The sequence below is a fragment of the Alloscardovia macacae genome, assembly GCF_002259705.1.
In the GTDB taxonomy this organism is placed as follows: Bacteria; Actinomycetota; Actinomycetes; order Actinomycetales; family Bifidobacteriaceae; genus Alloscardovia; species Alloscardovia macacae.
The window spans coordinates 442,220-466,847 of the sequence record NZ_MWWT01000005.1; the positions used below are offsets into that span (position 1 = coordinate 442,220).

The following is a 24,628-nucleotide window of genomic DNA, read 5'->3' on the forward strand; positions in this document are numbered from 1 at the left end:
TCTTTCACGCGTGGCTGGTCTTACGCCAACACAATAACCACGAGGGAACGGTTACCACCCGACGTCTCACGGTATGCAAGGCTATTTATAGTATCTACACCGCCATTCAACGGAACATTAGTTTTATAAACAGCCCCGTTATGCGCGTATGTCTTAGTTCCTACTTCTGCATTCCATGCATTTCTCCATGTTTGCTCTGTGTGTCCGCCTGTAGCATTAGCGATAGTGTTATCGCTACTCTTGACAGCTCCCACGCCAAACACTCGACAGTTCGCGTTCCTATCCCCGTTATGACGAGTCGCGTAGTTATTTACACACTCATTAAGCGCGTTCTCGGTAGCGGTATGAATATGCGTATTCGTATCGTTCCACGCTTTACCGCCAAGCGTGCCCGTAAGAACGTTCAGAACCGTAGCGTCATTAGCTGGACCGAAGTTATCATTTGTTGCCCACACAACGGTTGATGTGTAGTTTCCTGAGCCTTGGTTACCGTTCGTAGAACCGCCACCACCCGTATTATTATTCGGGGTTGACGGAGTGGTGTCTGCATAAGCGAGACCGCCTAGTGCTAACGATACCGTGAGAACGCCCACGCCCACCTTGAGAAGGCTTTGACGTATGCGCGTGCTCACGGGTTTATGTCGAGCAAATAAAGACATACTTTTCCCTTTCTGTTTCCCTTTCCTGAACTAGATTTTTGTTATGGATACGCCCCTCACAGTGTTAAAGAACTATGAGGGGCAAGACTAAAACGTGTTAACCCACAGCGAGATTACAATTCCCAGCCGCAACACACGGACTCACGCCTTGTGCTTTTTCAAAGTCTTCCAGTGACATCCCATCAAATTGGCTATACTTCTGTGTGCTTGGTGTTGGTGTGTTTGTCCCAGTATTTGCGCGTGCTGAGCCTGCTCCACCGCCACTATTACGGGGAGCGCTGTTTGCACTTCGCCCCATATTGCGTGTGGTGTTGCGCTGTGCGCGCTGAGCGTTCGCCTGAGCCTGTTGTGCGCGTGCCTGCTGTTCTGCTTGCTCTCGTGCTTTCTGGTCTGCTACGCGTTTGGCTTCGACACTCTGGTTGACCGTATCGCTCGCGGACTGGATAGGCTGGCTTGCTTTCTGGAGGGCTTCTACGGTCGCCTGCTTGTCGTTCAGCGTGTTCTGCAACGTGTCGATGAGTGTCTTCAGAGAGTCGCGTGTAGCATTATCCGCTACCTGACCATCCGTAGACTGGTAGACTTGGTTAGCAGTGTCGAGAACCTGCTGTGCTTGAGCGCGCGCAACCTCTACCTGCTTCACCTCATACGACTTCTCCACACGCCCTATAGCCGTCTTCAACGCGCTCGTAGCCTTCACGATACGCTCAGTCTCCACCTGACGGCTAGACGGGTCAAACCCCCACATAGACACGAGACCCAAACCACAATTAAGCGCCTTCTGCTCGGCAACCTTCACCGAACGTGCTTTACTAAAATCCGTAAACACGCTCACATCAGCCACACTATCCGCGCTCGTCACCTTCTCGCCTATAGTTTCAGCCTGCTTCACACTCGCCTGCCACGTAGAAACAGCCGACTCATACCCACCATTCACCGACACACACGCCGACACACGCGACTGACGAACAGAAAAAGTTCCTCCAGCAAGCACAAGCGCTATGCCACATATACTGGAAGTGATAATCATCGTTCGACGGCGAGGATGACTGAAAGATGCGGAAGAATTGGACATAATATGATACTCTTTTATACTCTCGCAGGAAACGCAAACGGTACTAGAGTAGCAAAAAGGCTGAACAGAAGGTCTCCCCCTGCTCAGCCGTTTCGAAACGAGCGAAAAACTAACGAATGATGTTCTCGAAAACGTCGTTTACAGTGTCGAACAGATCATCCACAGTCTCAGCCACAGCATCACAGTTATGTTCTTCGAACTCGCCGTCCGCTGCATATCCCCAGCCAGCGCCGATGGCAGGAATGCCGTTCTCGTGCGCGCCGTCGATGTCGGTCCAGCGGTCTCCCACCATCACAGCGCGGTCTCCAGCAGACTCATCGTAATGCAGCTTTTCAAACGCATACGTGATGACCTCAGACTTATGCAGACGGCTCGTGTCCGACCCCTCAGAAGCGCCATAAATGCCCGTCACGAGGTACTCGAGGCCTATGTGCTCACAGAGGCGGATAGCTTCACGCTGAGGTTTCGCTGTAGCTACAGCAAGTACGTAGCCTGCCTCGCGCAGCTTCTGCAGCTGACCGAGATAGCCGAAGTACATACGGCTGAGGTACAGGCCAGGAATCATCTGACCAGGGCTCTGCGGGTCATCGAAGTATGGCTTCGTGTACGACTCGCGGAAGAAGTCCACAGCCTCCTGCGCATTTTCTTCGAAACCATGCTCAGAGAAGGAATCCAGCAGCGGTGGACCTATGAACTTATTCAGCTCAGACTCGGACGGAAGCTCCTTACCGAAGTGTTCATATGTGAGGCGCACCGAGGCGAGGATGCCGGTGTCGGACTCGACAGTCGTGCCGTCGAGGTCGAGTAAAATAATGCGACGATTACTCATAATCTGGGAACCACCCTTCGCGCTTCATCTGCAGGCGCTTATCTAACAGTTCTTTTAGCTCTTCTTCCGTACGACGCTCCAGGAGCATATCCCAGTGCGTACGGGTAGGCTTAGTTATCTCATCTGGCTCTTCATCTTCAGCGGTGGCGAGCTTCGCCGTCTGACCGCAGCGGCACTCCCACTCTTTCGGTGGTTCCGCCTCCGAAGATAAAGGCAGAATGGTCTTATGGCCACGCGGGCAGATGTATGCCACTTCGTTACGCTCAGCGAACTCGACATTACTGTCTGATTCGAGCGACTTCGCGCCTATACTCATGCCTCTGAGGCTGCGTTCTGCCATGATGTCTCCTTCATATCGTTAGTATCTACCGTACACAATCTCACCGACGAGGGAAATATTCCCACTTTCTCAGTCTGGTGGTATTCCTGTGTATTAAAAGTCCAGCGGGTTAGTCCAGCGGGTTAGTCCAGCGGGTTCAGCGCCACGATGCCATGGTTAACGAGGTCATACGCTCTACTGGCCACTTCAGCCAGCCTCGTATCTTCGCGGCTTCGCGCCACGTGAGCGAGCTGCTGGAGAACGTCACACACTCGCTTGCATGCGCGGACGAAGTCCCCGGCCGTCAGGGCGGCTCGGCTGTGGCGTTCCGAGTCGCTGCCTATGCCACTCGTACGGAGAACCTCGCTCAGCGGCTTATCCGTAACCCAGTTAAACATAATCTCTACGAGGCCGAAGTCCAGCTGTGCGGTCGGCTCGTAGTCGAAAGACTCACACACAAATCGCAGTGATGTATCCTCGCTTTTTATCTGCGCTACTTTTGTGGCGAGTGTCCCCTGCGCGCCTCCTGGATAGTGAGCTGGTTCAGACCCAGCATCGCGGCGCGCCTCGTAGACGAATCCGCTCACTAAGGCAGCGCATTCTTCTGCAGATATGTCGGAGAAGATGCCATCGAGTATGCATTGTGCGAGCAGAAGGTCATTTTCGCTGTAAAGCTGACGTAGGAGCTCGCCGCGTGCGGTAAGCGTGTAGGATGTGGCGGAGGTGGCGGATATGGTGGTTTGCCCGTCGGACTCGTTGACGTGGAGGGCGTTCATCGTATCGAGCTCGTGCTCCTGCCCAGTAGCATCCCAGTCTACGCTACTGCTCTCTCCCACTTCTTCGATGTAATTGAGCGTATGGAGGATGTCACAGATTTTATCGAAACGACGAGAAACTGACTGTGTGCGCCACTCTAGGCGATCTTCGAGACGCTCGAGTTCGCGCGTCTGGCGAGCCCAGCGGTGTCCCCAGCGGATATGCTGCTCGAAGTCTGGGCAGGCTTTGCATGGGTGGCGCATTTCACGCGAACGCAGGATGGATATCTTCTTATCGAGTGCTGCGAATGCTTTCTTTCGAGCTTTTTCCGAAGGGAAAATAGTGGCCTTCAGTATGCGACGGTCGCGCTTTTCGAGCTCGGAAAGGTCCATGCGGATGCGCATAAACTCCGCGAAGTCTCCCATCTCACATGCCATAGCCTTCTCATACTGGCGTGTAGTGGTATATGCCGCTTCTATCTGAGAGGACAGGCCATCTGCAGACTCATTTGCTTCCCACTGTGCGAAGGACTTATTCAGCGTACTGCGCGTCTGAGCGAGCGTATGCGTGTTCAGGAGGTTTACCGCCATATTAAAAGTCGGCGTAAAACTCGAATGAAGCGGATACACGCGCTTCGAAGCGAGATTCGCTACGGCTTGCGGCGAAAAGTCTGCATGATCCACCACTACTGCGTGTCCTATGGTATCGATACCACGGCGCCCAGCACGGCCAGTGAGCTGCGTGAACTCACCGGGAGTGAGCATCACATGTCCCATGCCATTAAACTTCTCGAGCTTTTCCACCACCACGCTGCGCGCTGGCATGTTAATGCCCAGAGCGAGAGTACCCGTAGCGAAGACTATCTTAATGAGACCGCGCTCGAAGAGTGCTTCGACGATGTGGCGGAAGAGTGTAATCATCCCCGCATGGTGACTCGCGAAGCCGAGCTCGAGTGAGGCGACGAACTGATGGAAGTGCAGTGCCTTCTTCTCGTCAGGAGTGAGCTGGCCATCTACCATCTCGTTTACTATGCGGCGGATCTCGCGTACCTCTGCTTCCGTGGTCAGGTCGAGGTCTGCCTGCAGGCACTGTGCGAGAGCCTGGTCACATCCAGTTCGAGAGAAGATAAAATATATGGCTGGCAGCATGCCGAGGAAGTCCAGCTCATCCACCACAGCCCAGCGCTTCGGGGTGTAGTGGCGGATAGGGCCGGGCATGCGGCCGGCTCGGCCGGGACGACCTTTGCGCCCCTTATACCCACCGCGATACCCACCGCGCGAGCTGCCATTCCTTGCGCTGAACGACGGTCTTTTTTCCTCCGCTTTCTGGCGTGCAGCCTGGTCGAGGTTCTGGAGAGCTTGAATAAGCGAAGGGTTCAGGAGTGACCGTTCCCGTGAAGTGTCCCGTGAAGAAGGATCAGTGGAAGTATCAGAAGAATTGCCCTCAGAAGATGCATACAGGTCGAACACCTGCGGCTCTTTACTCGGCTCGGACTGCAGCAGCACATGCTGAAGAAGTGGAACCGGGCGCGTTTCGGACATCACGAGCGTCGTGTCTCCGCGGATAGAGCGAATCCAGGCCGTAAAGTCCTCCACGTTCGAGACGGTGGCTGAAAGTCCGATGATGCGCACAGACTGAGGTAAGTGAATGATTACTTCCTCCCAGACCTGCCCGCGCATACGGTCAGCCAGGTAATGAACCTCATCGAGGATGACGTAATGCAGTGCTTCCAGCTTCGTAGAGCGCTCGTAAATCATGTTTCTGAGCACTTCTGTGGTCATGACGAGGATGTCCGCGTCCGCATTCAGTGACATATCCCCCGTGAGCAGGCCCACGCGCTCTGCGCCGTACACATCCGCCAGCTCGTGGTACTTCTGGTTACTCAGCGCTTTGATAGGCGTCGTGTAGAACGCCTTCACGTTATGGTGCTGCGCGAGGAAGATGGCGAAGTCCGCGACGACGGTCTTTCCGGCCCCCGTCGGCGCCGCGACGAGTACGTTATGATCGTTTTCGAGAGCCTCGCACGCGTCCTTCTGAAATGCGTCGAGCTCGAAGCTCAGCGACTGCGCGAACTGCGCGGTCAGCGTTCGGCTCGCTTTCTGACGTGCTCGAAATACCGCATAGCGCGCGGCTGGGCTCAAGTTTTCCTCGTCTGTGGATGCCTGGTTACTCGTTCGGTTACTCGTCTGGTTACTCGTAGTGCGCCCGTTCGTCGCTGGATTCTGCTGTGTGTTCAATTCTTCCTGCTATGCTTTCAAGTTCTTCCTGAGAGTACCCATCCCACCTTTTCAGCGCATCATCATGACGACTTGCCTTACGCAGGTGGCTTTTTTCTACAGCTTCACGCGTGCGAGTGTAACGGTCGGTAGCATCCGTTAGTGGGCGTGCGAAGAAAGGAGTGGGGTCTTCGTCAGCTGCCTTTCGGGCAGTGTCGAGTTCAGAGTCGCTCAGCTGACCGAGGACTTCGGCTATCTGAGATCCGGTCTGCCCTGCCTTCGCCACAGCGTCCAGACCGTGTCGAAAGACGTAATACACTCCATACGCGAAGTTTCCGAAGAGGAATATCCACAGGAGCACCCATACCCATACTGGAACCATATCCGTTACTCTTATCGCTTAGCCGCTTACTTACCTACTTGCTTACTCGGCGTCGTTTCTAGTCTTCAGCCGTCGGTGTGTTCATACTCAGCTCATGCTCTGCGCGCGCTACGCACATGGTCTGCAGAGTGGCTGGTCCCACAGCGCTGATATGGCGAGCGTGCGCGATGCAGAAGGCTACAAACCAAGAGTCGGAGGATACAGTGAGGTGAATCTTCTGTCCCTCACCGAAGTCTTCCACCTTCGCATCTGGAAGAGAGAAAATGAATGGCAGGTTCTTCGTATCTGTGACGAAGACGGCTGGGGTCCCATTCTCGAAGTTCCATTCGCGAAGCTCTGCCAGTGGTACATCCGGCACAGCTATGTCATGCTTCGGCTCCACGCTTTCCACGCGGCCTATGCGGGCGAGACGTAGCGTCTGCCACTTGGCAGATTCAGCATTACGAACTGGAGTGTGGCGCGGCACATCTGCATCATATGCGCGAGAGCTCGGGACCTTGCGGTCCTCTTCGCTCACTCCCGTCCAGACGGCCGCATAGTACACGCCCTCGTCCACGTATATCTTCGCAGGAGCTACGAGCTTATGGCGCGTGCGTCCTGCTCCATCCGTGTAGTCCATATCCAGGAGGTTCCCACGCGATATAGCATCGCTGACCACCTGGTAGCTCGCAGGCTCTAGCTCATATCCGGTCAGGCTCAGCCATGGAGCGTCGCTCGGAGCTGAGGTTTCCTCCAAGAGACGGTCGTAGAGGTCGTCGGCGCTCTTGCGGTCTGCGTCGGACATGAGCGGAGAATGAGCGAGGTAGCTTATCGACGCAGTGAGCAAACTCAGATACTGTGGCGACACGCCCGCTAGACGCTCTAGACCCAGCGAATTTGTAGCAGAAACGATGCCTTCAGCTTCCAGAAGTGACCAGTCGATGTCGAAGAACTGACTTCCTGCCAGCTCGCCATCATCCGATACAGTGGTCAGCGTGCCGATGTCCTTACGGATAGTCTGCACATTCTTCTTTTCCTCTTCAGGAGTCTTCGGCACGGCGATAAAGCGCTCTGCCAGTTCGCTCAGCAGATACTCTTCACCCAGATGCGCAGAAAGGAACAGCATGAGGCGCAGGCGGCGGTCCACCTCAGACCCCGTCTGGATAGGCGATGCCTTGCGATCTGTCTTCGCCTCTGGAGCATCCGGATCTTCCGGAATGGAATCCAGCTGCTCTTCAAGCTCGGAGATAGCTATGAGCTGAGTGGTATCCTGCGGGGCCACGTCCGCCTCTCGGAAGGACACTGCAGCGTTCAGACGGCGCACGAATGCGTCCACAGCTTCCTGCGGGCTGACGATGGTCGCGCCAGGATGCTCGAGCACGTAGGTGGCTAAATCATCCGAGTCTGTGTATGCCACATTAATGCTCTCGCCCTCGAACATAACGGTAGCCGTAAAGCGGCGCGAATCCACTACGCGGATGAGATTCTCCGGGATGGACTGTGTGCCCAGGCCCGGCGCTATCGAGTCAAGGCCGAGACCCGGTGTCGGCGCTTGTGCGACATGCGGCTGAGTACGCGACGACTTATGCGCGCGCTTATCCTCGTTCTTCTTTTCCGCCGGCTTCGCAGACATGGCCAGAGAGCGTGCGAGATAGTTTGCCGCTGCCAGTATAGGCAATTCTTCCGCCTCGAAATGCATCCTCGTCCTCGGCTCGTCCCCGAGCTGAAGACGGTACGACGCAAAGTCCTGCCCTTCCGACTTCGAAGAATACTCAGGCTGGCGAGATTCGATGGCGATGCCCATAGCAGTGAGCTTCGCGCGATCCCTCTGGAACTGCTTCGCAAAGGCTGCCTTCGCAGCCTGATCCGCTAGCTCGCCGTATGAATCTGCGTATGCCTTCACGCGCTGCGCTATTTGCCTCGAAGTGAGCCACTGTGGAAATGCAGAAGACAGTACTGCCAGTACGTCCAGTTCATGCTTTCCCCATTTGTCCGAAAAACGTCGCCTTCCGTGAGAAGATCCTTCAGCCATCAGTCCTCGCGTTTATGTGAATTCGTATTAACCTTTTACTAGTATAGATTATTTTTTTAAAAAATGCACTTCGTGTGGACATTTCCTCTCCCCGTGGACACCGTGAGCTGTGCCACAGTGGGATGTGAGCGGGGCTTTTTTCTCGCTGGGTGGGGGTTTTGGGCGGATGTGATCATGGGCGTGGTCATATGTGCTCAAAAGACGCTGGTAATCCTGACCTTTATGGTCAGATGTGCCCAAAAGTCTTCTTTACGGCCAGCTCCTGCCCTATTTTGAGCATATCTGACCATGAGGGCTGTGAGGAGGTGGGGTTTTGGGCGAGAATGACTACGGTAGTGGTCACTTCCGCCCAAAACTGTGTCTATGAATACCCGCTAAGCCTGTTTTGGGCGAGAATGACCATGTGCGGCCTGAGAGTAGCTGATTTTGGGCGTATATGACTGCTGAGACAGTCATTCCCGCCCAAAACCTCGCAGGAGGGCCTCGAGACGGGAGGGGCGAGGCAGATAGAGGGAAAATTGGCATAGGAAAGGCGCCTCCCTCATGCAGAAGGAAGGCGCCTTCAAAAGTAAGTGAGCGCTTACTTACGATTCTTCTTCTCGCGCACGTTCACGGAAATCTGGATAGGCGTGCCTTCGAAGCCGAACTCATCGCGCAGAGAATGCTCGATGAAGCGGCGGTAACTGTGATCCAGGAAGCCTGTCGTAAAGATGACGAAACGTGGCGGACGCGTGGATGCCTGCGTGGCGAAGAGGATGCGCGGCTGCTTACCACCACGAAGCGGGTGCGGGTGCGCAGCCTGAATCTGGCCGAGGAAGGAGTTCAGGCGGCCCGTGGACACGCGCTTATCCCAGTTCTCGAGAGCCGTATCCATGGCCAGCTTCAAGCGGTTCGTATGCCAGCCGGTCTTTGCGGACAGGTTAATGCGCTGCGCCCAGGTGACGCGGTTAAACTCGGTCTCCCACAGGCGCTCGATGCGCTGACGGCCGAAATCATCCAGCAAATCCCACTTGTTAAAGATGAGTACGACCGCGCGTCCCGCATCTACAGCCTGGCTCATGACCTTCAGATCCTGATCCGAGATAGGCACAGAAACATCGAAGAGGACGAGAGCCAGCTCCGAGCGCTCGATGGCAGCCTGCGTGCGCAGACTCGAGTAATAATCCGCACCGGACTGCTTATGCAGGCGGCGCTTAATGCCTGCGGTGTCGATGAAGAGCCAGTCTTCACCGCCCACGCTGACCACTTCATCCACAGGGTCACGTGTCGTTCCTGCGATGTCGCTCACCACAGCACGGTTCTCGCCAGACAGCTGGTTCAGCAGCGAGGACTTGCCCACGTTCGGGCGGCCCACGAGAGCTACACGACGCAGGTGTGATGGAGTGAGCAGACCGGAGGTACGCTCTGCCTTCACAAGCATCTCGAGGGCCACGTCGAGCAGGTCACCTACACCGCGGCCGTGCATAGCCGAGATAGGATAAGGCTCGCCGAGGCCGAGACTCCAGAATTCTGCAGCCTGATACTCAAGCATCTGCGTGTCGAGTTTATTCACTGCGACAGTTACTGGCTTACCGGAGGCGCGCAGCATGGAGACGATACGCTCGTCACTGGCTGTGAGGCCTACGGAGCCATCCACGACGAGCACGACTGCGTCGGCCAGCTGGACAGCTATCTGCGCCTGGGATGCGATGGCGGAGTCGATGCCCTCTACGTCTGCTTCCCATCCGCCCGTATCTACGAGCTGGAAGCGCGTACCCGTCCATTCGGCTTCGTACGTGACCCGGTCGCGAGTCACGCCAGGAGTGTCTTCCACGATGGCAGCACGGCGGCCGAGGATGCGGTTCACGAGCGTGGACTTACCCACATTCGGGCGACCCACGATGGCGAGGACGCCGACGGTGTCATCTACCTCATCTTCGGTGTCATCTTCAGTAAGATCATCACCTGTGAGGTAGGCTTCGTCTCCCTCTTCAAGCTCATACTCGCTGAGCTGGTCCACATAATTTCCGAAGAGCTGCTCGTCGATGGCGGTATCCACCATGTCGATGAGACACTGAAGCGTGACCTCGAAGCTCATGTCCGAGTTATCGATGGTCGTGACGCCTTCGGCTGCTTCGAGGAACGATGTGACCTGAGCGTCCTTAGCGTCGCGAGCGGCTACGTCATCGGTCGATGGCTGTGGAGTGCTCGCAGCTGCTGCAGCGTTTATAGCTGCCGCAGTCGCTTCAGTCGTCACACTCACCCCGTTCTGAGCGTTCTGAGCGTTCTGAGCGTTCTGCGCATCGCGGCGCGCCTGACGCACCTCTTCGCGAGCAGTTAGCAGCACGCGCACTTCAGCTTCTGGAGCCACGACTGTAGTGATATCACGGCCTTCGACCACGATGCCCGCACCATTCGAGAAGCCCTGAGGATTCTCCTCTCCAGCGATATAAGCGCGCTGAGCGGCGATGAGCAGGTGGCGCACTGACATAATGGAGGATACTGCAGAAACATGCGAGGCGACTTCAGTCGAGCGAATAGCCTCACTGAGGTCTACCCCATCGCTGCTGACTCCTGGATGCTCCGGGTCGAGAGAAATCTCGAAGTGATCTTCCGTGAAGAAATCTGCGACGAGCTGGGTCAGGCGTTCTTCAGCACTAGCGTCTCCACTCGCGACGCCCTCCAGCGTCTCCCCATGCTGCAGGCACCACCACGCTGCCGCGCGGTACATCGCCCCCGTGTCGAGGTACGCGTAGCCGAAGTGCTTCGCGAGCGCACGTGCAGTGCTGGACTTTCCTACTCCAGATGGTCCGTCTATAGCTACTGTGATCACAGTCCCACCGCCTTCGCCAGAGAGTCCACTTCTGCCTGCGAGAGGACACGGTACGAGCCTGGCTTAATCTCGCCGAGCTTGATAGGTCCTATCTGTGTGCGCACGAGGCGCACCACTTCGAAGCCGAGCGAGCCGAAGATACGGCGCACGATGCGGTTTCGGCCTGAATGCAGGACCACGCGCAGCATAGTGAAGTCGCGCGTCTGGTCGAGGATGGTGCACTGGTCGAGCTTTATCCAGCCGTCGTCCAGCTGCACGCCTGTGGTGACGAGTCGGCGCGCGACTCCCCCGCCCACGCGGCCTTCTACGGTGACGATGTACGTCTTCGCTACTTCGTACTTCGGATGCATGACGTGCTGCGAGAGCTCGCCATCATCCGTCATAAGGATGAGGCCTTCAGAATCATAGTCGAGGCGCCCCATGTGGAAGACGCGCTCGTAGCGGTCTCCGATGATGTCGCGCAGAGTCCAGCGCCCGCGCTTGTCTTCCATAGCAGACAGCACTTTCTTCGGCTTATTTAAGGCGAGAGTGATGTGCTTATTCGTGAGGCGTACGCGTGAACCGTCCACGCGTATCTCCTGCTTGGCAGGGTCTACGCGCGTTCCGAGCTCGGTGACGAGTTCTCCGTCTACTTCTACGCGACCGTCCGTAATGAGGATTTCGCACTTGCGGCGTGAGCCGAATCCTGCCTGGGCGAGGACCTTCTGAAGGCGTATCCCGGAATCTGTTTTTTCTTCATGCGCTTTCTTCGCGCGAGAATATGGATGTGGCATCGTTCTCCCAACGTGACCTAGAGAAGATATCCCTGCATAACATGAGAGATACCTTAAGAATATGTGTTTCCTTTTGATTATAGACCATGGCCTTGATAGAATGACTACGTTCACTCAAAGCGAGGTATTATGACAGATAATTTAATATATACGACACAGACCCCAGAGCCTTCTGCACAGACTTCTGCGAAGGCTCATCATCACAAGTGCTCGCATCATGAGCTCAGCCCGAGCCGCGTAGTCCGCGTAGGTGCGGAATTTGCTGGTTCGGCTGCTGTGATGTTCGCCATTTATGCGCTGAGCACCTGGGGTACTATTATTAATTCGACCTCTGTGCTGGCACTGGTGGGACTCGGCACAGCACTCGCCTACGCTGCTGCGAGCCTTATCTTCGGTCGCGCATCTGGCGGTCATTTTAATCCTGCAGTCACGTTTGCTGGCATCCTTACGGGTGTGACGCAGTGGCTGGATGGTGTGCTGTACATCATCGCGCAGGTTCTCGGTGCTCTGGCAGCTGCTGGCGTATGGTTTTTGGTGACTCCTACGTCCCAGTCCATCACGCATAGGACGTGGTTCGGCATCGTCGTGAACGGTTTCGACTCGAATAACCCTGCTGCTACCCTGCTCGGTCAGAATGCGGGCTTGAGCTTCGGCATTCAGGCGGCCATCGCGGTGGAGCTCATCTTCACCATCGTGGTCGTGGCTGCCTTCTTCTCCACTGTCCGTTCGAATGGTGCTCCTCATAAGAATCACGTGATGGCTATCGCTGCTGCGTATGGTGTGGGCGCTATGGTCAGCTACCTCGTGGACGGCGCTGGTTTGAATCCAGCTCGTGCCACGGGTATCGCGGTCTTCGGTGCGATGAACGGCATGGCGACGAATCCGCTGACTCAGCTGTGGGTCTTCTGGGTCGCACCGCTCGTGGCTGCTGCTGTGGTCGCATTCGGCTTCATCATCCGCGATTCCGTGCGTGCTCAGCGTGCGGAGACGGCTGCTGCTGTAGAAGCTCTGCGTGCCGAGAAGGAAGCGGAAGCTGAGGCTGAGACTGAAGCTGAGGCTGCTGAGACGGACGTTCCTGAGGTGACCGTAGAGACGACCGAAGAGTAGTTTTTCTACGTATATACAATTTTCCCTCTCCCGTGGTGATCACTGTGGGAGAGGGAAAATTGTATTTAGAGCAAACTTATGCTGAAACAGGTCACCGCAAGTCCGATGGCCAGCGCGTAACTAATGAAGACGTCAAAACCGACGGAACGCACCTTCCACGGCGCGCGGTCGCGAAGAACGAGGCGACACGTGCCGAGAACGAGCGAATACAGTGAGAAAAGATACGCGGCGATGTCCACGTGATTCCACCAGCCTAGGAGTGCGGCCGCTATCACCACTGCTACGGTGGTCAGGCTCGGCCATAATGGCTCGATGTGATCGGGAGTGTTCGTCTTCACCCTACGTATCCTTTCTCGCGTCGTCTCTCGTCTCTACGGTTTAGTGGAAGAAGTGACGTGTACCCGTCACATACATGGTAATGCCCGCTTCCTCAGCAGCGGCGAAGACCTCCTCATCGCGGATGGAACCGCCCGGATGAACGATGGCCTTCACGCCAGCATCGGTGAGAATCTTCATGCCATCAGCAAACGGGAAGAACGCATCCGAGGCTGCCACAGCACCCTGGGTACGATTCTGGCCATCAGCGAGCGTATTCGCGCGGTCTACTGCCAGATGCGAGGAATCCACACGATTCACCTGCCCCATGCCGATGCCCACGGTAGCGCCATCATGTGCGATGAGGATAGCATTCGACTTCACAGAACGCACAGCGCGCCACGCGAAGGCGAGATCTTTCAAGGTCGTGTCGTCTGCGGCTTCGCCAGCCACGAGAGTCCAATTCTCTGGATTATCCCCCTCAGACTGGAAGACATCCATATCCTGAACGAGTAGTCCTCCATCTATCTGGCGAATCTGGGCGTGTGCGGCTGGACGAGCTGGCACCTTCAGAATGCGCAGGTTCTTCTTCGTCTGGAGGAGCTCAAGCGCGTCTGGCTCGAAGTCTGGAGCCACGATGACTTCGGTGAAGATAGGCTTCACATTCTGGGCCATCTCGAGAGTGACGGTGGTATTCGCTGCGATGACACCGCCGTAGGCACTCATCGGATCGCAGGCGTGTGCCTTCCTGTGCGCTTCAGCCACGGTTTCGCCTATGGCGAGGCCGCATGGATTATTATGCTTGACCACTGCCACAGCGATGTCTTCTGGGAAGTCCCAGACACTGCGCCATGCGGCATCTGCATCGACGTAGTTATTATAGCTCATGGCTTTTCCGCCGAGCTGCTCAGCATGAGCGAAGTCAGCGGCGGTTAGAGGATCCACATACAGGCTCGCGCTCTGGTGCGAGTTCTCGCCGTAGCGCAGAACGGATTCCTTATCCCATGTGCGCGTATACGTGGTGATCTCGCCAGCCTTATCGAGGGTTTCCGGCTTCGTCCAGTGCTTCGATGCCCATTCGATGATAGTGGCATCATAGGCACTCGTATGTGCGAAAGCCTTTGCTGCAAGGTAGCGGCGTTCTGGAAGGGTGAAGCCAGAGCCATTCGTGATACGCTCAGCCAGGAGTGCGTAATCCTGCGGGTCGGTGATGACGGCCACAGTGGCAGCATTCTTCGCAGCCCCACGGACCATAGATGGTCCGCCGATGTCTATCTTTTCGATGATGTCTGCTTCACTCGCCCCGGAGCGGACAGTATCTGCGAAGGGATACAGGTTCACTACGACGGCGTCAAAAGGCTTAATCTCGAGCTTGTCGAGCTGGGCGGCATGATCTGGGTTCGTCATGTCTGCGAGGATGCCCGCATGAATATGAGGATGAAGTGTCTTCACACGGCCTTCTAGACATTCTGGGAAGCCTGTGACATCTTCCGCAGGAGTGACATTCACGCCCAAATTCTTCAGGAATGCGGCAGTCGATCCTGTGGAGACGACTTCGGTGCCCGATTCGACGAATGCCTGGGCGAGAGTCTCGAGGCCTTCCTTATGGAAGACGGAGACGAGAACGCGACGCACTGGGCGCGCGGTACTACTAGTGTTCATGGGTATCCTCCGTGGTGTGGGTCGGGTTATGGGGGAAATCCGTGGCCTCGTGATGAGGGGAAGAAGCGGAAGAATTGACATCCTCAGAGCGAGAAGCGAGGTAAGCGCGACCGTAGATGACGCCGAGCTGGACGAGAACGATAACGATGACGAGTAGCCACGCGGTCATCAGACCCCACTGAATAGGCCTGCCGAACGTGGCTAGACTTTCCGAAACGTCGATGCCGAGGAAAGCGAGGTTCTTCTCTCCCAGTGAGCCAGACGATACGCGGATGAGCGCGAAACTCGTCGTTATGGTCACGAGAATGCTGACGATGAATGCGCCGAGCGGATACAGATAGTCGAGCAAGTCGCGCAGCGTGGGCCTCAGCTTGAGAAGTTTATACTCGCGACGTGCTACGAGCGTCCAGATGCCGAGGAGCGTGACGAGCAGGACCGGGGTGAAGAGTAGAGCTGTACGCGTGCCGTCAGACGGAATGGACTGCGGAAGTATGCCGAGGACAGGAATCGGAGGAAGAGCCGTGGACTGGTCCAGCCACAGGCTAAACGTTCCGAGCGTGCCGATGCTGATGGTGGCGCCGAACAGCCAGGCCAGAGCCCAGATGAGGAAGTTCGGGAGCCAGCCGATGCTCAGGACGGTGGTGGTGATGCGCGAACCGATGCCCATATGTGTGAGGGTAAAGACATTCGCCATGGACGACCAGCCGAGGATAATCCAGACCAGAAGTGTGGCGAAGGCGAGCAGCAGGTACGTGATGAGGATACGGCGAGCAAGGCGCAGCCCGCGAGCGAGATTCGTACGCAGAGTGGCTGACGCATAGCGCTTTAGGACGCGGTGTTCGAGGAATGCATAGACTGGCGACGTCTGGTCGCTAGCGCACGACCATATCCAGCTGAGTGCTGCGATAAGTGCGGGATATGCTGCCACCTGCCACATCTGGGCAGCAAGTATGTCTCTGGTGAAGTATGCCGTGCCGGCTGTGAGCGCTGTCCAGGTGAGGACAGACGCGAAATCTCCGAGGAGAGTGTTCCTGCGGCGCTGGAATGTAGCGCGCAGAAGTGACATGCTCAGCCACGTCAGGCCGAGTGGAATGATGGAGAGTTTCAGCTCGGTCGTATGAATGGCGAGACCTTGAGACAGGATGATGAGTCCTCCGGTGAATGAGGAGGTGACATTCCCGAGATCAGTGCCGGCTTCCATGGATGCGATGAGCAGGAAGAGGGAGACGAACAGGAAGATGGCGAGGGCGAACAGTCCGAATGCGATGACACTCGTCAGGACTCCGCGCCAGATAGCTCGGCTCGGCTTGAGCTGGGGGAAGTGCGAGCCGGCGTACTCCCCAGAGTCTGTGGCGGAGTGCTGGGATGGTGTGCTGGACGATGTGGTAGACGAGGTGCTAGACGAAGTACTAGACGAGGTGCTAGACACAGAACGCGCGCTTCTGCCGGACATGCCAGAGCTCTGAGAACTCGCGGTGGAGTTCTCACTCGCGGTGGAGTTCTCACTCGTGCGCGAACGCTTTTCAGAGCTGAAGCGCTCGCGTAAATCAGAGTGAGAAGCCGACTGTGAGCTCGAGTCGATGGTCGACGAAACGGTGCGTCCTTCTGCCATAATTTAGAGGTTCTCCATAATCTCACGCATGAACTGTGCAGTCTCGCTCGGGTTACGGCCCACCTTAATACCGCACGATTCGAGAGCTTCTTTCTTACCCTGAGCAGTGCCACTTCCTCCAGAGACGATGGCGCCGGCGTGACCCATCTGCTTGCCTTCTGGAGCGCTATACCCTGCTATGTACGCGACCAGAGGCTTCGTCATGTGATCCTTAGCCCACAGTGCAAGCTCCTGCTCGGCGGATCCACCTATCTCCCCGATGAGAACACATGCTTTAATGTCTGGATCTTCATTCAAAATCTCGAGGGCTTCCTGCTGGGTCGTCCCCACGATAGGGTCTCCCCCGACGCCGATGGCTGCGCCGAATCCGTAATCGGCTAATTCAGACATCATCTGGTAGGTCAGAGTGCCAGACTTCGAGACGAGGCCAAGCGGGCCATGCTTCACTATGGTGTCTGGGATAATGCCGAGGTTTACACCGAAGGAGCCAGAGGCCATATCCTCGTCGGACGTGTAGGTGGCCAGACCTGGGCAGTTCGGCCCCACGATACGCACGCCGTGCTTCTGAGCCAGTGCCACGCAGTATGCGGTATCTGCTACAGGGATGCCTTCTGTGATAACGACGATGAGGGGAATCTCAGCTTCGATGGCCTCGACCATGGCTGCTTTCGCGAAACGTGGAGGCACGAAGATAACGGATGCTTCTGCTCCCGTGGCTGTGCGTGCTTCTTCACACGTAGCATAGATGGCCACATCGCGCTGTCCCTCGCGGTCTTCAAAGCTAAGAGACTGTCCACCCTTACGTGGATTTACGCCAGCGACGATGTTCGTGCCAGCTTTCAGCATGCGCGCTGTGTGGGTCATCCCCTGATGTCCAGTCATGCCCTGGACTATAACGGGAGCGTTTGGTCGGATGAAACTCATAATATGCCTGCCTCTTGCTTAAGTCTGTGTCTGGGTCAGCGTTTTTGTGGTGCGCAGCGTGCGCGTGTGCTTGTGCGCGCGTGTGCGTCGCGCCCTATGCTTTATGCTTTGTGCTTTATGTGGAGATTTTCTGCTGCTATGGCCACAGCCTTATCTGCAGTCTCCTGCATAGTGCGAGCCACATGGATGCGTGGATGTCCTGCGCGGGAAATGAGTGCCAGACCTTCTTCTGCTTCATACCCGTCGAAGCGGATAACGATGTCCTTGACGGATTCGTTCGCGGATTCTAAGGAGTGGACGGCTTCGAGGATGCCTTCTGCGACGAGGCGGCAGGAGGTAATGCCTCCGTATACGTTCACGAAGACAGATTCCACCTGTGGGTCAGACATAACCACACTGAGACTTTCTGCCATAAGCTCTGCGGACGCGCCTCCGCCGATGTCGAGGAAGTTCGCAGGCTTCAATGGCGTGTCGTAGAGCGAGCCTGCATCTGCCACAGCATCGATGGAACTCATGACCAGTCCTGCACCGTTACCGATGACACCTACCTGACCGTCGAGATGGACATAATGGAGGCCATGTTCTTGAGCGCGAGATTCGAGCTGATCCTGCTCGAAATGCGTATCAAAACGCGACCAGTTATCATGGCGGAATGCAGCATTCGAATCGAGAGATATCTTTGCATCCAGTGCTACGAGATGCTTCGTGGACTCATCATCCGGGTTCCCCACCTTCGCAAGTGGGTTTATCTCCACGAGAGTAGCATCTGTGTTCTGGAAGACATGCCACATGTCGAGGAGAATCCGAGCAGCCTGGTCGTTATCTGCGTGATGGAATCCTATGTTCTGCGCCATCTTTCGCGCAGCAGAAAAATCAAAGTTATCCAGCGGCCCTATGTGCAGGCGCTTGACGAATTCTGGATGCTCGCGTGCTATCTCTTCGACCTCAGTACCGCCCGCAGCTGTGGCGAGGACATCATAGTCCCGCGAGGAGCGGTCGACGGAGATAGACACGTAGTACTCGTGGAGGATGGATGCAGCTTCCACGACGAGAAGGCCACGAACCTTATGGCTGTGGATGGTCATGCCGAGAATGTGCTCGGACATGTACCGCGCCTCTTCTGCATCATGGACTATCTTCACGCCACCGGCCTGACCGCGGTGTCCGATGCGCACCTGAGCTTTGAGAACACAAGGATATCCTATGCGGTCTGCAGCCTCTACAGCTTCATCTGCCGTAGCCGCAAAGATGCCTTCTGGGATAGGGACGTTATTTTCTGCAAGCAGTTCGCGTGCTTGATATTCGTAGAGATCCATGAAAGGCCTTTCTGTGCGACATCGTTCTTCTTATGGAAGGAAGAGCTGATACGAATGATACTGGCGTTCTGAGGGTGTCTTATGCTGGCATCACCATGAGTGAGGACGTAGGATAGTGGCTGAGCTGATCAAGACCATGCAGACCATCGAGCTCCATAACGAAGCTGAAACCCGCCACAGTGCAGCCTACTTCTTCAAAGAGCTTCATAGCTGCCCATGCAGTACCACCGGTGGCGATGAGATCATCGACGATGAGTATGCGCGAGCCTTCGGGAACGAGATTCTTTTCTATCTCCACAGTAGCTGTACCATACTCGAGCTCGTAGCTCTGAGACACGGTCTTCGGTGGAAGCTTACCAGCCTTACGTACCGCTATGAATCCTTTTCCGAGCTGACGTGCTAGCGCAGTACCGAGAAGAAAACCTCGCGCTTCGAGACCAGCGATGTAGTCGAATTCCTCAGGCTTCACGGGAAGTGCGCGTACGAATGCTTCAAGAAGAAGATCCATGCCGCGAGCATCTGCGAAGACTGGGATGAAATCGCGGAAAAGTATTCCCTTCGCCGGGAAGTCCGGGATGGTGCGAATCAGGGAGCACAGATACTGCTCGTCTTCGACGGAGAGGATATCATGGCGAGCCAGGGATATATCGGTGGTCATAAAAAGGAGAACCTCGCGTGTGGTGCTGTGTATGTGCCCTGCACAGAGCACGGCACATACACAGACGGGTAAATGACTGACTTACTTAGTCTCTTCCTGAGATTCAGGAGCTTCGGTCGCTTCAGCATCAGCTGCAGCTGGAACCTCAGACTCGACGTCCTTCTGCTCGAGCGGATTACCGTTCTCATCTACCTCATCATCACTGACGTATGCAGGGATGACTGGTGGTTCGGTAATGGCCTGGATGCGCCACTTCGACAGGCTACCTTCAGAATTCAGGATGACGATATCACGGTCGAGGTCCACGGACTCTACGGTAGCGAGAAGGCCAGAATGAGTGGCCACTTCCATACCAGGCTGGAGGCTCTGGCGGAAGTCGTTCACCTTTTCCTGCTGCTTCTTCTGCTGACGAGTGCTCCACCACATAAAGCCGACCATAGCGATGAGGATAACGATCATGAATGGTGTACCCATAGGGAAACTCCTCACATAATAAAATGGAAATACTGTTAAAGTCTAAAACAGTGAGGTGACATCATTAGGAGGCGTCAAGCCGAGATGTGACCACGCTTTACCTGTAGCTATACGACCGCGCGGTGTACGTGCCAGGAATCCTTCGCGGACGAGGTAAGGCTCACAGACTGTTTCTACAGTTTCTGATTCTTCACCCACCATAGCAGCGAGGTTATTCAGGCCCACTGGTCCCCCGTTAAACTGACGGCAGATGGCATTCAGCACTGCGATGTCGAGTCGGTCCAAGCCCTCGGAATCTATCTGGTAGAGCTCGAGCGCATCGCGGACTGCATCTGCATTCACTTCAGTAAGTCCGTGGACTATGGCCCAGTCTCGTACACGACGCAGAAGTCTGTTCGCTACACGAGGTGTACCACGGGAACGCAACGAGAGTTCATAGGCTGCTTCTGTGTCTACGTGAATACCGAGGACATCCGCCGAGCGCAGGATAAGCTTTTCGAGCTCACTGGTCGGATAGTAATCCAGGTGTGCTGTAAAGCCGAAGCGCGCACGCAAAGGAGACGGAAGCATGCCCTCACGTGTGGTAGCGCCTATCACAGTAAAGCGCGGTAGCGTCAGCGGAATAGATGAAGCGCCAGGCCCCTTACCCACCATGACATCGACGCGGAAGTCCTCCATAGCTATGTAGAGAAGCTCTTCTGCTGCGCGAGGAAGACGGTGGATCTCATCGATGAAGAGAACTTCCCCCTCTTCGAGCGAGGACACGATGGATGCGAGGTCTCCCGCGTGCTGGATGGCTGGCCCTGAGGTCACGCGGATAGGAACCCCCAGCTCATGTGCCACGATCATGGATAATGTGGTCTTCCCGAGTCCTGGAGGGCCTGCGAGCAAGATATGGTCAGGTGCTACTCCCCTGAGCTGGGCAGCATCGAGGAAGAGCTTCATCTGAGCCTTCAGCTGAGGCTGACCGATGAAAGTATCCAGTGTGTCCGGGCGAAGCTCTTCGTCGCTGATCTGTTCGTTATTCTGTGGCTCGGCGGAGATGATACGTAGCGACTCTTCCTGAGCGTCATTAAAACCCTGGGCCTGAAGTGTATCTGGCATTAGCGTCCCCTATCCAGTCGAGTCAGTGCGTGGCGCAGCACCACAGGAACCTGAGCAGAATCCAGTGGCGTATCTGCATCCAGCCCGAGGTCTTCAAGTGCGAGTGTAATGGCGTCGACGGCATCGCGCTGCTGCCAGCCGAGCGACATGAGTCCCTGGAGGACTTGGTGAGTGCCAGAGTCTGCGAAGTCATCCTCTGCAGTCTTCGCGCGTGAAGCTCCCAGAGCAGCACTCTCGTCACTTTCGCCCTCTTCAGAGATAAGCGCATCCAGATTCACTGAGCCACTGAGCTCCACGATAATCTTCTGTGCGCCTTTTTTCCCGAGTCCTGGAGCACGCGTGAGCGTAGTTACATTATTCTCCCGTATAGCCTGAAGAAGCTCCTGAGGACTGAGCGTGGACAGGATGGCCATGGCCACTTTCGGGCCTATGCCACTGGTTTTCTGAAGCTGAGCGAAAAGCTCCTGGCTGGCATGGTGCAGGAAACCGAAAAGGGTGATGGCATCCTGCGAGACAGACATGGTGGTGAGTACGCGTACATCCTGTCCAGCATGAAGCGATGCGAGGTCTTTTCCAGACATGCGCACGCTATAGCCCACGCCAGCCACTTCTATCACTGCCTGACTGGCAGTTACGGAGAGTACCTCTCCATGCAGACTCGCTATCATCTCAGCCTCCTGAGCTCATCTCGCGAAAACTCTTCGCGAATAATGCACACCATGCATTTCGAACATATGTTCGAAGATGTGATTTCAGCTTACATGGTGAACCGGACACTGCACACCACGACGCAGGTGCTGCCCACCGCGTAGCCTCGCGCCGTGCCCCCCCATGCACACACGCTACATATCGCGCCGCAGCCCGCGTCCAGGGCGCACCCGCCTCTGCGCGTCAGCCCACTGTTTCTGCGCCGAGGTGAGGTGCTGCTCACGTTCTCCGCCCTCGATGGCCCCAGCCGGACGCAGGGCATGGCAGATAGCCAGACCGAGGGCGTCGGCAGCATCTGGTGGATTCACGATGGCATTCAGCCCGAGAATCTTCGTGACCATGGTCTGAACCTGTGCCTTGCCCGCTGAGCCATTTCCCGTCACAGCCAGTTTCGCTTCGGTCGGTGTGTGCAGGGCCACTGGTATCCCCCGCTGCGCGGCAGTGACCATGGCCAGTCCTGCGGCCTGCGCCGTCCCGAGCACAGTATTCCTGTTCTCCTGAGCGAACACGCGTTCGATGGACACGACATCGGGTGCAAACTCATCGAGTTTCGCGCTCAGCCCATTAAAAATGGTCAGGAGTCGTGCATCCTGCGGAGTATTCGGCTTCGTGCGGATTACATCCACATGCATAAAAGAAAGCCGGCGCGAATGGCCGGCTTCTATCACACCGACTCCGCAGCGAGTGAGCCCGGGGTCTACGCCTAAGATAATCATAGGTTTTTCAGTGCGCCTATACTTTCGTGTGTACTCGAACTACTCTTCGTCCAGCTGAGCCATAACCTCATCCGAGGCGGTCCAGTTTGCGAAGATATCCTGTACGTCGTCGAGCTCGTCGAGAGCGTCGATGAGACGGTTCACCTTTACTGCGGAATCATAGTCCAGCTCGACCTCGTTCAGAGGAAGCAGAGTGGATTCTGCAGAATCATAGTCGAAGCCTGCGTCCTGGATAGCCTTACGGACTGCTACCACGTCGCTTGGCTGGGTGGTGACAGTGAAGACGTCTCCATCTTCGGTCACATCTTCTGCGCCTGCTTCTGCAGCAGTTTCGAAGAGTGCGTCGAAGTCTACGCCATCAGCTGGAACCACGATCTGACCCTTGCGTTCGAAGTTAAAGGACACAGAACCGTTTTCTGCCAGAGATCCGCCGTTCTTCGAGAGAGTGGAGCGCACGTCTGCAGCTGCACGGTTACGGTTATCCGTCAGGCAGTTAATGATCAGGCCGATTCCGCCTGGTGCGTAGCCTTCATACGTGATCTCTTCATAGTTCGCGCCGCCTGCTTCTTCGCCGGAACCACGCTTGACTGCACGGGTGATGTTATCGGCTGGAAGCGAGTTCTTCTTTGCCTTGGTAATAGCATCGTACAGTGCTGGGTTTCCGTCTGGATCTCCGCCGCCGTTTCGTGCCGCGATTTCGATGTTCTTCACGAGCTTAGCGAAGAGCTTACCACGCTTAGCATCGATAGCTGCCTTCTTATGCTTGGTGGTAGCCCACTTGGAATGTCCTGACATGACTCTCCTCGTTACTTGTACTAATAAACCTTGTGATATTTTATGCGGTGCAGCAGACAGACCGCGCTTTTACGCTTTGTCTGAGGTCAATTCTTCCTCTACCGACTGCACATACACCGTACGCATACGCTGATACACGGTGATGAGCCCTAAGATGGCCAGCAGCACCATAAATCCGCTAAGTGTGACGACGGGAAGCCCCAGTCCCGTAATCCCCATCCCCACGAAGGTGATGAGGATGCGGTCGGAGCGTGATGCGATGCCATTTTTCGCCTCAAAGCCCGCAGCTTCAGCTCGAGCCCGAGCATACGGAGTGACGAAGGACGTCATCATGGCCACAGCCGCAGCTGCCAGCCCCACCTGGTTAACCACCGAACTCATATCCGTGTGGAGTAGATAGAACAGCCCCACTCCTGTCAGAATGGCCCAGTCTGCCACCCGGTCCATGGTTGAGTCGAGGAACCCGCCGAAGACTGTGGGCCCCGTCGTCAGTGCTGCGACAGACCCATCGAGGGCATCACACAGAACGAGCGCAGTCATGACCAGCACTCCTGCGAAAAGCCACCCTGTCACGCCCGTAGCCAGAGCCACCACGCTCGTGAGCACAGCGCCTGCGAAGGTAATCACATTCGCGCTCACCCCACAGCGCACGAGAAGGCGTGCCAGTGGGTCCAGAGAGCGCTTAAAGGGGCCACGAATCTTTTCGAGCATGGCTGCTACTCTCCTCGCTCCTCAGCGACTAAGCCGAACTCGCCACATATCCGTGCCGCTTCTGCCGCATAGGCTGCACGCTGGTTTTCCAGCAGGATAGGCATGGTGCGGGTCTGCGCCACGATGGGCATGAAGTTCGAGTCGCCATTCCAGCGCGGGACCAGATGCTGGTGGAGATGCGTAGCCACGCCTGCTCCCCCAGCCTCGCCTTGATTAATGCCGAGGTTAAAACCATCCGGGTGAGACACGTTCGTCATGACCTGCATGGCCATCTGTGTGGCTTTCTCAAACTCGAGCAGTACCTGGTCGCGCGTGACATCGGTGAGCATGGCCACATGCTCTTTCGGGCAGACCATCACATGACCCGAGTTATAAGGATAAAGGTTCATGATGATGAACACATCGCGACCGCGCCACACGATGAGTCCATCTTCATCGCTTTTCGTCAGTGCTGCACAGAACGGGCACCCCTTCTCCTTTGTCTCGGCGCTCTGCGAGTCCGCAGTACTTTCAGCACTCTCCGCACTTTTATCGCGCAGCACATAGCTCATGCGCTGCGGCGTCCACAAGCGCTCATAGTGGTCTTCCTGCGCCGGAAATTCGCGCGGATCATCCACACGCACCTGTGCGTCTGCAGCAGAAGATTTCTCAGAATAGGACAAAACACTCCCCTTTTCCTCGATGACAAAGACCGCGC

General features: G+C 56.1%; 23 protein-coding genes. 1 reads left to right on the forward strand and 22 read right to left on the reverse strand.

What is annotated here, in order from left to right:
* Positions 1-20: 20 nt before the first annotated feature.
* From ALMA_RS04630 to ALMA_RS04670, 9 genes are all read right to left on the reverse strand, one after another.
* Positions 21-632, reverse strand: coding sequence for a hypothetical protein (locus ALMA_RS04630; protein ID WP_148140256.1), 612 nt, complete (start codon positions 630-632; stop codon positions 21-23).
* A gap of 124 nt (positions 633-756) precedes the next feature.
* Entirely contained in the window at positions 757-1,731 is a 975-nt protein-coding gene (locus ALMA_RS04635; RefSeq protein WP_148140257.1) for a hypothetical protein, read from the reverse strand.
* Positions 1,732-1,840: 109 nt separating this feature from the next.
* Positions 1,841-2,560 carry an HAD hydrolase-like protein gene (locus tag ALMA_RS04640; RefSeq protein WP_086105822.1) on the reverse strand — a complete coding sequence of 240 codons (720 nt, stop codon included), beginning with the start codon at positions 2,558-2,560 and terminating at the stop codon, positions 1,841-1,843.
* Positions 2,553-2,900, reverse strand: coding sequence for an RNA polymerase-binding protein RbpA (locus ALMA_RS04645; RefSeq protein WP_086105821.1), 348 nt, complete (start codon positions 2,898-2,900; stop codon positions 2,553-2,555). Before ALMA_RS04645 ends, ALMA_RS04640 begins: the two co-directional genes overlap by 8 nt.
* 122 nt (positions 2,901-3,022) lie before the next feature.
* Complete coding sequence (locus ALMA_RS04650; RefSeq protein ID WP_169712307.1) at positions 3,023-5,872, reverse strand: DEAD/DEAH box helicase; 2,850 nt, start codon at positions 5,870-5,872, stop codon at positions 3,023-3,025.
* Positions 5,826-6,233 carry a hypothetical protein gene (locus ALMA_RS04655; RefSeq protein WP_094726557.1) on the reverse strand — a complete coding sequence of 136 codons (408 nt, stop codon included), beginning with the start codon at positions 6,231-6,233 and terminating at the stop codon, positions 5,826-5,828. The genes ALMA_RS04650 and ALMA_RS04655 overlap by 47 nt, the downstream gene beginning before the upstream one ends.
* 58 nt (positions 6,234-6,291) lie before the next feature.
* Positions 6,292-8,244 (reverse strand): helix-turn-helix transcriptional regulator, encoded by a 1,953-nt coding sequence (locus tag ALMA_RS04660; protein ID WP_094726558.1) that lies wholly within the window; start codon positions 8,242-8,244, stop codon positions 6,292-6,294.
* Between the two features lie 580 nt (positions 8,245-8,824).
* Entirely contained in the window at positions 8,825-11,056 is a 2,232-nt protein-coding gene (gene der, locus ALMA_RS04665; RefSeq protein WP_094726559.1) for a bifunctional cytidylate kinase/GTPase Der, read from the reverse strand.
* Positions 11,053-11,829 carry a pseudouridine synthase gene (locus ALMA_RS04670; RefSeq protein ID WP_086105817.1) on the reverse strand — a complete coding sequence of 259 codons (777 nt, stop codon included), beginning with the start codon at positions 11,827-11,829 and terminating at the stop codon, positions 11,053-11,055. The genes der and ALMA_RS04670 overlap by 4 nt, the downstream gene beginning before the upstream one ends.
* Positions 11,830-11,958: 129 nt before the next feature.
* On the opposite strand from ALMA_RS04670, the gene ALMA_RS04675 reads away from it, so the two are divergent.
* A complete protein-coding gene (locus ALMA_RS04675) occupies positions 11,959-12,936 on the forward strand; it encodes an MIP/aquaporin family protein (RefSeq protein ID WP_094726560.1) in 978 nt (325 codons plus the stop codon).
* A gap of 65 nt (positions 12,937-13,001) precedes the next feature.
* Here ALMA_RS04675 and ALMA_RS04680 read toward each other — a convergent pair whose 3' ends face one another.
* From ALMA_RS04680 to ALMA_RS04740, 13 genes are all read right to left on the reverse strand, one after another.
* Entirely contained in the window at positions 13,002-13,274 is a 273-nt protein-coding gene (locus ALMA_RS04680; protein WP_244568865.1) for a DUF3017 domain-containing protein, read from the reverse strand.
* Between the two features lie 40 nt (positions 13,275-13,314).
* Positions 13,315-14,913, reverse strand: coding sequence for a bifunctional phosphoribosylaminoimidazolecarboxamide formyltransferase/IMP cyclohydrolase (gene purH / locus ALMA_RS04685; protein ID WP_094726561.1), 1,599 nt, complete (start codon positions 14,911-14,913; stop codon positions 13,315-13,317).
* The gene (locus tag ALMA_RS04690; RefSeq protein ID WP_094726562.1) at positions 14,903-16,525 is read right to left on the reverse strand and encodes a cell division protein PerM; all 1,623 of its coding nucleotides are present in this window, start codon (positions 16,523-16,525) and stop codon (positions 14,903-14,905) included. Before ALMA_RS04690 ends, purH begins: the two co-directional genes overlap by 11 nt.
* Positions 16,526-16,528: 3 nt before the next feature.
* On the reverse strand, positions 16,529-17,449 hold the full coding sequence (gene sucD, locus ALMA_RS04695; protein WP_094726563.1) for a succinate--CoA ligase subunit alpha: 921 nt from the start codon (positions 17,447-17,449) through the stop codon (positions 16,529-16,531).
* A 101-nt stretch (positions 17,450-17,550) separates the two neighbouring features.
* Complete coding sequence (sucC, locus tag ALMA_RS04700) at positions 17,551-18,765, reverse strand: ADP-forming succinate--CoA ligase subunit beta (protein ID WP_094726564.1); 1,215 nt, start codon at positions 18,763-18,765, stop codon at positions 17,551-17,553.
* A 79-nt stretch (positions 18,766-18,844) separates the two neighbouring features.
* Entirely contained in the window at positions 18,845-19,423 is a 579-nt protein-coding gene (locus ALMA_RS04705; protein WP_094726656.1) for an adenine phosphoribosyltransferase, read from the reverse strand.
* Between the two features lie 81 nt (positions 19,424-19,504).
* A complete protein-coding gene (yajC, locus tag ALMA_RS04710) occupies positions 19,505-19,897 on the reverse strand; it encodes a preprotein translocase subunit YajC (protein ID WP_086105810.1) in 393 nt (130 codons plus the stop codon).
* Positions 19,898-19,939: 42 nt separating this feature from the next.
* Positions 19,940-21,001: a Holliday junction branch migration DNA helicase RuvB gene (ruvB, locus tag ALMA_RS04715; protein WP_094726565.1), complete on the reverse strand. Its 1,062-nt coding sequence runs from the start codon at positions 20,999-21,001 to the stop codon at positions 19,940-19,942.
* Positions 21,001-21,669 carry a Holliday junction branch migration protein RuvA gene (gene ruvA / locus ALMA_RS04720; RefSeq protein ID WP_094726566.1) on the reverse strand — a complete coding sequence of 223 codons (669 nt, stop codon included), beginning with the start codon at positions 21,667-21,669 and terminating at the stop codon, positions 21,001-21,003. Before ruvA ends, ruvB begins: the two co-directional genes overlap by 1 nt.
* Positions 21,670-21,843: 174 nt before the next feature.
* A complete protein-coding gene (gene ruvC / locus ALMA_RS04725; protein WP_094726567.1) occupies positions 21,844-22,425 on the reverse strand; it encodes a crossover junction endodeoxyribonuclease RuvC in 582 nt (193 codons plus the stop codon).
* Between the two features lie 39 nt (positions 22,426-22,464).
* On the reverse strand, positions 22,465-23,220 hold the full coding sequence (locus tag ALMA_RS04730) for a YebC/PmpR family DNA-binding transcriptional regulator (RefSeq protein ID WP_086114592.1): 756 nt from the start codon (positions 23,218-23,220) through the stop codon (positions 22,465-22,467).
* Positions 23,221-23,289: 69 nt separating this feature from the next.
* Positions 23,290-23,931, reverse strand: coding sequence for a phosphatidylinositol phosphate synthase (pgsA, locus tag ALMA_RS04735; protein WP_094726568.1), 642 nt, complete (start codon positions 23,929-23,931; stop codon positions 23,290-23,292).
* Between the two features lie 5 nt (positions 23,932-23,936).
* Positions 23,937-24,593, reverse strand: a complete 657-nt coding sequence (locus ALMA_RS04740; RefSeq protein WP_338023182.1) for an HIT family protein — start codon at positions 24,591-24,593, stop codon at positions 23,937-23,939.
* Positions 24,594-24,628: the final 35 nt, after the last annotated feature.

What these genes read in the sequence shown, in the direction of transcription:
- ruvB (WP_094726565.1), bottom strand. Translation starts at nt 21,001, where the DNA reads ATGCCAGATACACTTCAGGCCCAGGGTTTTAATGACGCTCAGGAAGAG.
- sucD (WP_094726563.1), bottom strand. Translation starts at nt 17,449, where the DNA reads ATGAGTTTCATCCGACCAAACGCTCCCGTTATAGTCCAGGGCATGACT.
- purH (WP_094726561.1), bottom strand. Translation starts at nt 14,913, where the DNA reads ATGAACACTAGTAGTACCGCGCGCCCAGTGCGTCGCGTTCTCGTCTCC.
- ruvA (WP_094726566.1), bottom strand. Translation starts at nt 21,669, where the DNA reads ATGATAGCGAGTCTGCATGGAGAGGTACTCTCCGTAACTGCCAGTCAG.
- yajC (WP_086105810.1), bottom strand. Translation starts at nt 19,897, where the DNA reads ATGGGTACACCATTCATGATCGTTATCCTCATCGCTATGGTCGGCTTT.
- ruvC (WP_094726567.1), bottom strand. Translation starts at nt 22,425, where the DNA reads ATGATTATCTTAGGCGTAGACCCCGGGCTCACTCGCTGCGGAGTCGGT.
- ALMA_RS04705 (WP_094726656.1), bottom strand. Translation starts at nt 19,423, where the DNA reads ATGACCACCGATATATCCCTGGCTCGCCATGATATCCTCTCCGTCGAA.
- ALMA_RS04645 (WP_086105821.1), bottom strand. Translation starts at nt 2,900, where the DNA reads ATGGCAGAACGCAGCCTCAGAGGCATGAGTATAGGCGCGAAGTCGCTC.
- ALMA_RS04670 (WP_086105817.1), bottom strand. Translation starts at nt 11,829, where the DNA reads ATGCCACATCCATATTCTCGCGCGAAGAAAGCGCATGAAGAAAAAACA.
- ALMA_RS04675 (WP_094726560.1), top strand. Translation starts at nt 11,959, where the DNA reads ATGACAGATAATTTAATATATACGACACAGACCCCAGAGCCTTCTGCA.
- ALMA_RS04730 (WP_086114592.1), bottom strand. Translation starts at nt 23,220, where the DNA reads ATGTCAGGACATTCCAAGTGGGCTACCACCAAGCATAAGAAGGCAGCT.
- ALMA_RS04655 (WP_094726557.1), bottom strand. Translation starts at nt 6,233, where the DNA reads ATGGTTCCAGTATGGGTATGGGTGCTCCTGTGGATATTCCTCTTCGGA.
- pgsA (WP_094726568.1), bottom strand. Translation starts at nt 23,931, where the DNA reads ATGCTCGAAAAGATTCGTGGCCCCTTTAAGCGCTCTCTGGACCCACTG.
- ALMA_RS04690 (WP_094726562.1), bottom strand. Translation starts at nt 16,525, where the DNA reads ATGGCAGAAGGACGCACCGTTTCGTCGACCATCGACTCGAGCTCACAG.
- sucC (WP_094726564.1), bottom strand. Translation starts at nt 18,765, where the DNA reads ATGGATCTCTACGAATATCAAGCACGCGAACTGCTTGCAGAAAATAAC.
- ALMA_RS04660 (WP_094726558.1), bottom strand. Translation starts at nt 8,244, where the DNA reads ATGGCTGAAGGATCTTCTCACGGAAGGCGACGTTTTTCGGACAAATGG.
- ALMA_RS04640 (WP_086105822.1), bottom strand. Translation starts at nt 2,560, where the DNA reads ATGAGTAATCGTCGCATTATTTTACTCGACCTCGACGGCACGACTGTC.
- ALMA_RS04635 (WP_148140257.1), bottom strand. Translation starts at nt 1,731, where the DNA reads ATGTCCAATTCTTCCGCATCTTTCAGTCATCCTCGCCGTCGAACGATG.